This window comes from Paenibacillus oryzisoli (assembly GCF_050467285.1).
GTDB classification, from domain to species: domain Bacteria; phylum Bacillota; class Bacilli; order Paenibacillales; family NBRC-103111; genus Paenibacillus_E; species Paenibacillus_E oryzisoli_A.
On record NZ_JBCMUN010000048.1, the window covers coordinates 1 to 7,489 of the forward strand.

Here is a 7,489-nt window from a genome sequence, read left to right on the forward strand (position 1 = left end):
GGCCGGGGCGGTGCGCCCGGCCGCGAAGCCGCCTGCTGCCGGCGGCAAAGCCGTCAGCAAGGCGCAGCGCGAGCGCGACCGCAAGAACAAGGGCGCGCCGCGCTGGCTCAAAGACAAACAGAAGCCGACGGAGTAGCTTCTGTCAATAATAAACGGCGGTGGGCATGGGCGTCCACCGCCGTTTTTCAATGCTGGAGCAGGAGGTTGCCCACATGCTCAAACGTATAGGCATCAGCTTACTTGTGCTGATGGCAGGTCTTGTTCTCCTTGCGGTGCTGCTGATCCGCTGGGTCAAGCCGGCCGAGACGTTGGACCTGGCCTATCAGGATATTTCCATCGTCAGCAAGCTGGAGGCGATGCTGGTCAATCGTAAGCTGGAAGTCCGACTATCTGAGTCGGAAATTAATGATGTAGTCAAAAAGCAATTATCCTCGCATCGCGAGCTTCCGCACGACCTTGAAATTGACGGCGCCAAGCTGCATTTGGATGGAAGCCGGCTGGATGCCGACGTCAATGTCACTTGGCAGGAGCGGATTCCGGTCGGCGTACATATGGTGTTCTCGCTAGCTTGGCAGCCGCCGAATCTGGTCATTACACCGCAGCAAGCGGACATTCGCGGCAAGCTGCTGCCGGCTTCCTGGTTAACGCTTCCCCAGACGGTCATTCCGCTGGAAAGCTACCTGCCCAAGCTGATCGGCATTCGCGCCGTGACGTTTGAGAAGGACGCCGTCGTCGTGCAGTTCAAGGCTTTTCAATAAGAGGGGTTACGCCACGTTCCCCTCAGGTTCTCTCGCAATTTCCACCCGCGATCTCCGCGAATACAGAATAATAGCAAACACCGCGCACATCCCCGCCGCAACAAACCAGATGGCCACGTCGAGGCTCAAGTGATCCATGCCCCAGCCGACGCCAAGCGGCAAAACCGATCCCCCAAAACCGCCGGCTGCGATCAGCGCGCTGGTCGTCTGTTCCGTTCGGCCCGGCAGCAGCTGATTCGCATAGATCAGTGCCACGGCGTACATGCCGGCCATGAACAGGCCGAGAATCAGTACCAAAGCGAATGAGCTCCACATTTCTCCGCTAAAGATCCACACCAACGCGGTGACAACCGCCCCCGCAAAAGAAACGATCAAATAGCGGTAATACGTCATACTCTCCGCCAATCTGCCGGCGAACAAGCGTCCGCCTACCATCGCAATCCAGAAAACGGTCACCGCCAGCGTAGCAACGGAGCTGGAAGCGCCAAGCCCGTCTTTGAAAATCGAGGGTAAGAAATTGACGATGGCGTTCTCCATACCGACATAGAGAAAGAATACGACCATGAATAAGCCGAGAAAAGCAAGCGATTTCCGGTTCAAAGCGGATGACCGCTGCCCTGGCTGCGAGCGATCGGCTTTATTGCCGAGCAGCTTGTCATGCTCGCCCAAAGAAAGTCTGGACCAGACACCCCCGGTCATTAGCGCGCTGAGGGCCAGCAGCAGAAAAGCCATGCGCCAGACGCCGCCCGCGATGAGCAGGCTGGAAATCAGCGGCATGCAGAGCGCGCCGAGTCCGAAGGCCACCTCCAGCTTGCTGAAAGCGATCGCTTGCTGCTCTTTCGCTGCAAGCAGCACGGAGGTGGAGATGCCGGACTCGACCAGTCCGAACGCCACGCCTGCGATGAACGTGAACAGCACCATAAGCGTCCAAGGCGGGAGGAGGGCAATCATCGTCATCGCCAGAAAAAGTAAACCGAACGCCAGTGTAATCATCGTCCTGCGGCTTAGATAGCGAACGGACCATGGCATCGCCAGCACGCCGAGAAGAAAGCCGCCGAATTCAAGGAAGACGAGCGTGCCGCCGGCGCTGTAGCTGCGTCCGTAATGATGAAGCAATTCGGGAAGCACGGCGCCCAGGATTACGTGTGTACAGCCGGTCAACAAGTAGGACAGGCATCCCATAAAGAGCAATCGTTTCATGACTTTGCGCTGCCTCTTTGCTCTTTCTGCTTATTTTCATTGTAAGTCAAGACATAATGAATCGCTTCAGAGACGGATTCAACCTGGCGTCCGGCTTGCTTCTTCACATCGGGATGCGCCGAGCTCATTGCAAAGCTGTGGGGCGTAATGCCGAACATGGAGACATCGTTGAAAGAGTCGCCTACGCAGGCGATTTCCTCTGCCTGAATGCCGAGCTCCTTCGCGAGTACAAGCAGGGAAGTTCCCTTCGATACCGCTCGCGGCATAATGTCGAGGCAGTCCTTGTCGGCGATGTACACATCGACGAGATTGCCGAGCTCTTGCTGCAATTGATCTTTGAGCGCCAGCAGCGGCCCCAGCTCCCCGAACAGGGAGAACTTGCAGATTGGAAAGCTTTCATGCAGCTCATTTGCCAACGCTTCGTTGAGCACGAATTGCTCGAACATGCGAGCCTGAATCGCATCGGAAGCGGGGCTGAGCTGGCCGATATGATTCGCTTCGCCGGAACAGAACAGCTTCACCGCTTCGACCTCTTGAATCATGCGGAAGACCCGCTGGGCCAGCGCCGTCTCAAAATACTTCGCCTGCAGCAACGCCCCATCCGCCAAGTGAATAAAAGCGCCGTTCTGCGAGACGATATAAGCTTCGTGATCGATTTCCTCCAACACCTGACGCATTTCCGCGTGCATTCTTCCTGATGCCAGGCAGAGCTGTACATCGGAATTTTTGACGTGCAGCAGCGCGTCTTTTTCCCGTTGTGCGACTTTTTTATCATGGTCCAAGAGCGTTCCGTCCAAATCACTTACGATGAGTTTAATCATGGCTGTCTTCTCCTCCTGCTAAAACAAGTTTCACTTCATTCGCATTCAGCAGCTCGCGCATGCTGCTGCTCACTTCCTGATCGGTAATCAGGACATCAATTCGATCAAAGCCAACGACGCGGTGAAAAAGTCTTTTCCCGAACTTCGAATGATCAGCAAGCACGATGACCTGATCCGCGTGCTCTATCATGGTGCGAACAATATAGCTGTCTTCCTCGTCGGGCGCCGAGAGGCCGTCTTCCGTAATGCCGCACGTCCCGATAAAAAGCTTATCGACATGATAGTCATGGATCATCTCGAGTGTTTTGGCTCCCCAGACACGGTGGTGCTTCTTATCGAGCACGCCGCCGAGCATGTGAATCGTAATCTCCTCGTTGCGCGTCAGCACCGCCGCCGTTTCGATGGAGTTCGTGACGACGACGTTATGCTTCGAACGCAGAGAGGCCGCTGCATGGAGAACGGTTGTCGAGGCATCCATCATGAGATAATTGCCATCCTGCACGAGACTGGCCGCCGTCTTCCCGATCGTCAGCTTCGAGGTGGATGCTTCCTGCATGCGCTGCTCATAATTGCCGATGTCTTTGGATAACGTAGGCAGAATCGCCCCGCCACGGGTACGGACAATCGTCCCTTGCTCCTCCAACTTCACCATGTCTCTCCGGGCGGTATCCCGGGAAACGTCGTACAACTCGCAGATCTGATCCACCGTGATGCGTTTATTGGTGGCTAAGTATTGAAGAATGGCCTGCAAGCGTTCCTCTTGAAACACGCACGATCACGCTCCTTTAACTTACGTGTTTATAAGTAATTATAAGTATAGTGCTTATTATAGATGCTCTTTCCTTATCTTTCAATCCTTATTTTTGCATAAAAAACCGTGCATCTCGCTCGAATCAGAACGAGAGCACGGCGGAAGGTTGCGCTATTTGGTTGTCGGTTTGCGGGTCTGTACATAGCTTGGATACGTGATTTCACCGGCATCGAGCTTGCGGATTTCTTCTTCGTTCCATCCGCTGATCTTGTTTTTGCCAGTCACTCCGGTCAGTTTGATGTGATAACGTGAAGCTAAGTACTGATGCAGCGTAGTCATCTCATCCGGTGTTATTTCACGAAGTGTATGTTTGCCATGCAGTTGACCCAAGATCACGCCGATCGATTCCGCGGCCATACTCGTATTCGGCTGAATGCGCGTGCTGCCGTAGGCGATGGCGGAGGATCCAACATTTTTGCCTGCCGCGATCACGTTCTCGTAGTTTTTCAGCAAAAAGCTGCGCAGCGGCATTCCATATTTGTCCGGGCGCCCCATTTCGATGCCCCATTTGTTGGCGCTTGTGCCTTGGAGATCGAGCGGGTAGCCCCCGATGCTGACGTTGTCCCAGAACATCGCCCCGGACAGCAGATCGGACGGCTTCAAGGTATAGTCCATTTCATAGTGATTGTATTCCCGGATATACGGATACTTCGGTTCCTCGCCAAGCTCGGCTTTTTCCCAACCTGGCAGCGTTTTGCGGAAATGATTCAGGATCAGTCCCGTCTCTTTGTTCCCGAGATACACGGCTTCTTGCACGGATTCCTGCTTGGCAGGGTCTACGGTATAGACGAGCAGCGCGTTGATGAGCACTTCGCCGTCACGTTGATTCACCGCATTTAAGCCGCGCAGGAAGACGCGGTCATTGGACGGATGGTACGCCTTCGTCATGCCGCTGAGCCCGATCGCATACGACTCATTGACATAACCGCCGCCAAAGAGTTTGGATTTTTCTTCCGGTTTATAGGCGTTGAATGTCGTATTGAACTTTTTCCAATCGACGTTCTTGAACTTCATCATCATGCCGGCGCTCATGTATTCAATCTCTTTTTGCCCGTAAAATTTCTCAAGCCCAGGCAGCCTTTTCGCATTCAATTGCGAGATGAGCGCGGCGAAGTCGCTGTTTTCGACCCAGTAGGTGGCGGAGATGCGTTTGGTTTCTTTTTTCTGCGTTTGATAGACGATGGAGGCGATCTTGTGTAAATGATCCGGTGTTTCTTGCTCTTCTACTTTATTAATCGTAATGCCCGATTCTATTGGAATGTCTTTGCCGAGTTTATTCATATAAGAAGTGAATTCTGAGAGTTTGCGGATTTTCCCGTTTCGGAAGCCGTCGAACAGCTCTGTCGCTCGGCCTTGAACCAGCAGGTGCCCTTGATCGTCGCGGGTCTCGTCGAGAAACAGCATCTGGCCTTGCAGCACTTGTCCGCCGAATGCGAGGTGAGGATCGAGAATTTTGACAGTCAACCCTTCGTCCGCGGCGGCTCTGGCCAAGTAGAGTCCTTCGAGTTCGCTGCCAATGAGCACAACATCCACATTTTCGGAAGGGTAGGCGGGCGGCGATGTCTCGGTTGGCGTCGGCTGTGCGGTTGCAGGCGCTTCTGTCGCTATCGGCACATCTGGATGCGGAAGATTAGGGGCATCGGCTGGCGCAACCTGGTTTGTCCCGCTTTTCAAATACAGCGTGCTGCCGGTAATAAGTGCAATAATCAGGATTAGCGCTCCGAGAATGATGAGTTGTACCCGCCTGTTTTGTAAACGCATACAGTAGCCCCTTTTTCTATGAATTTATGCTCTCAGTTTAGCAGTTTCGACACGGTTTTAATAGAGTTCACACATTTAATTAAAAGATTTTGTAGGATCACCCCCATATATGGAGTGGGCAGGTCGAATCCTTGTAGCATAACCAGGAACCCTTCGCGAAGGCTCCATACCATTTTTAAAATCCAATTATCCAATCCATAAGGAGTAGTGACAATGAAAAAAAATATGATGAAAAAATTCGTAGCAACAGGAATTGTTTGTACAATGGTATTAGGCGGCGCTTCCGCAGCATTTGCAAAAGGCAATGATAAAAACGATGATCACGGCCGCAATAACGGCAACAGCTACAATCAGAAGTATCAACCGGTTCCTACAATTCAGGGGAATAACAATAACGTCAATATCATTCAAATCAACTTCAACGATATGAAAAATGCGCAGTGGGCGATGAGATATATCGCAAGTCTGGCTTCCAAACGCGTTTTCGAAGGCTATGAAGACGGTTCCTTCAAACCTTCCCAATCCGTATCCCGTATCGAAGCGATTACAGCGGCTGTTCGTCTGATGGGGCTTCGCGATCAAGCGGAATCCGCTGAAGAAATGGCAACTAAATTGAACTTCAAAGATGCGGACAAAATCCCTGCATGGGCTGTCGGCTACGTAGCCGTTGCTCTTGAGAACGATCTCTTCTCCGAGAACGAAGATTCCGTTCAACCCAACCAAGAAGCGAACCGCCTCTGGGCAACGACGCTGCTTGTCAAAGCGTTGAAACTGGAAGGCGAAGCGAAAGCGAAAATGAATTCCACACTGCCGTTTAAAGATGCGAAGCAAATTCCGGCAGGTTCCGTAGGCTACATACAAGAAGCGCTGGATAAAAAGCTGGTCGACGGCTTCGAGGACAACACGTTCCGTCCGAACCAAAACGTCACGCGTGCTGAACTTGCAGCGCTCCTTGACCGCACAAGCAACCAACTGCCTGACCAAGATGTGAACACAGGTACTGTCGGCGCAGCCGTGTATAACAATGTTCTGATTTTAACGCAAAACGGTTCGAGCGTTTCGTACAACTTGCATCCAGACGCTTTCATTCTGCGTAACGGTGTGAAAGTTGCCGCTTCTGAACTGCTTGTTGGCGATACTGTCAAATTCCGTATGTACAACAACACGGTTGTTTATGTAGAGGTGACAGGCCTTGGTTCCGCAACGCAGCAGCCGCTGGATGTGACAGGTATTTTAAACAGTACAACGCTTGATTCTGCAGGTAAAATTACTTCCGTTACCATCACTAACACGACAACAGGTCAAGTGGTTACCTATAATGTAGCTTCCACGCTTGCATTGACAGGCAACCTCGGTTCCTTCACGCAAGGGCATGTGGTGCAATTGAAAGGAACAGGCCAAATCGTTTCTGCGATCGATGTCAAATAAGGTAGTTACCGTTTAGACGATTATAAATAGAAAAAGGTTAGATTAGCACACAGGCCCTTGCACAAGCAAGGGTCTGTTGTGCGTTGCCCTTCGCATAGTTTGGAAAGCGGAGAGGGATGCTAGGGGTATCTTTTTTTAGGGGAGTGTCAGCGGATGGAAATGAATGATTCTTTATTATCCACGTTTAAAAAGTATTATGAAGACTATCGTGAGGGAGCGGGCGTCGATCAAAGCTTTACGGATGCGTATCAAGCGACGGCTTTCCATGTTATTTATCAGACGGAGCAGTACGCGCAGGAAGGAATGCTGACCGAGATTCAGAACGTTATCCGTGAGTTCCATGAACTTGGTCTGCAAGTTGGGACAAGCAACGATGCGCTGAAGGAGCAGTTTGAGTTGGATCTGATTGGGCGGATTTTGGATCATCCCGGGCATTCTTGATTTTTTATGGGCAAAAGGTTGCATTCTTTCGGCCGCCATGATATATTACGGTTCCGGCCAAAACGGGCTGAAAATTTTAGCGAAAAACGTAAAATTAAAGCTTGCAATTGGTTAGGCGAGTATGCTATATTGTAATTCCGGCCGCGAGAGCGGGGCGGAAATGAAAGATATTGATCTTTGAAAACTGAACAACGAGTGAGTAAGCAAGTCGAGTAATCGACATTAATGAGATTGAAAAATCTCGCTAGCAAGTCAATGAGCTATTCAGC

At 51.6% G+C, this 7,489-nt stretch carries 7 protein-coding genes; 3 read left to right on the top strand and 4 right to left on the bottom strand.

Features of this window, described 5'->3' with window-relative positions; genetic code table 11:
• Positions 1–212: 212 nt before the first annotated feature.
• Positions 213–758 (top strand): hypothetical protein, encoded by a 546-nt coding sequence (locus ABE504_RS33175; protein ID WP_430097009.1) that lies wholly within the window; start codon positions 213–215, stop codon positions 756–758.
• Between the two features lie 6 nt (positions 759–764).
• On the opposite strand, the gene ABE504_RS33180 is transcribed toward ABE504_RS33175, so the two are convergent.
• The 4 genes from ABE504_RS33180 to ABE504_RS33195 all read right to left on the bottom strand — a co-directional run bounded on the left by ABE504_RS33180 (position 765) and on the right by ABE504_RS33195 (position 5,351).
• On the bottom strand, positions 765–1,958 hold the full coding sequence (locus ABE504_RS33180) for an MFS transporter (RefSeq protein WP_430097011.1): 1,194 nt from the start codon (positions 1,956–1,958) through the stop codon (positions 765–767).
• Positions 1,955–2,779: a Cof-type HAD-IIB family hydrolase gene (locus tag ABE504_RS33185; protein WP_430097013.1), complete on the bottom strand. Its 825-nt coding sequence runs from the start codon at positions 2,777–2,779 to the stop codon at positions 1,955–1,957. Before ABE504_RS33185 ends, ABE504_RS33180 begins: the two co-directional genes overlap by 4 nt.
• Positions 2,772–3,548 (bottom strand): DeoR/GlpR family DNA-binding transcription regulator, encoded by a 777-nt coding sequence (locus ABE504_RS33190; RefSeq protein WP_430097015.1) that lies wholly within the window; start codon positions 3,546–3,548, stop codon positions 2,772–2,774. The genes ABE504_RS33185 and ABE504_RS33190 overlap by 8 nt, the downstream gene beginning before the upstream one ends.
• Before the next feature lie 153 nt (positions 3,549–3,701).
• Positions 3,702–5,351 carry an FAD-dependent oxidoreductase gene (locus tag ABE504_RS33195; protein ID WP_430097017.1) on the bottom strand — a complete coding sequence of 550 codons (1,650 nt, stop codon included), beginning with the start codon at positions 5,349–5,351 and terminating at the stop codon, positions 3,702–3,704.
• Between the two features lie 213 nt (positions 5,352–5,564).
• On the opposite strand from ABE504_RS33195, the gene ABE504_RS33200 reads away from it, so the two are divergent.
• Together ABE504_RS33200 and ABE504_RS33205 are read left to right on the top strand one after the other, a co-directional pair.
• Complete coding sequence (locus ABE504_RS33200; protein ID WP_430097019.1) at positions 5,565–6,779, top strand: S-layer homology domain-containing protein; 1,215 nt, start codon at positions 5,565–5,567, stop codon at positions 6,777–6,779.
• 153 nt (positions 6,780–6,932) lie between these two features.
• Positions 6,933–7,220 (top strand): hypothetical protein, encoded by a 288-nt coding sequence (locus ABE504_RS33205; protein WP_430097021.1) that lies wholly within the window; start codon positions 6,933–6,935, stop codon positions 7,218–7,220.
• Positions 7,221–7,489: the final 269 nt, after the last annotated feature.

Bases quoted from the DNA above. Each gene is read 5' to 3' on its own strand.
- ABE504_RS33175 (WP_430097009.1), top strand. From the start codon at position 213: ATGCTCAAACGTATAGGCATCAGCTTACTTGTGCTGATGGCAGGTCTT.
- ABE504_RS33180 (WP_430097011.1), bottom strand. From the start codon at position 1,958: ATGAAACGATTGCTCTTTATGGGATGCCTGTCCTACTTGTTGACCGGC.
- ABE504_RS33185 (WP_430097013.1), bottom strand. From the start codon at position 2,779: ATGATTAAACTCATCGTAAGTGATTTGGACGGAACGCTCTTGGACCAT.
- ABE504_RS33195 (WP_430097017.1), bottom strand. From the start codon at position 5,351: ATGCGTTTACAAAACAGGCGGGTACAACTCATCATTCTCGGAGCGCTA.
- ABE504_RS33200 (WP_430097019.1), top strand. From the start codon at position 5,565: ATGAAAAAAAATATGATGAAAAAATTCGTAGCAACAGGAATTGTTTGT.
- ABE504_RS33205 (WP_430097021.1), top strand. From the start codon at position 6,933: ATGGAAATGAATGATTCTTTATTATCCACGTTTAAAAAGTATTATGAA.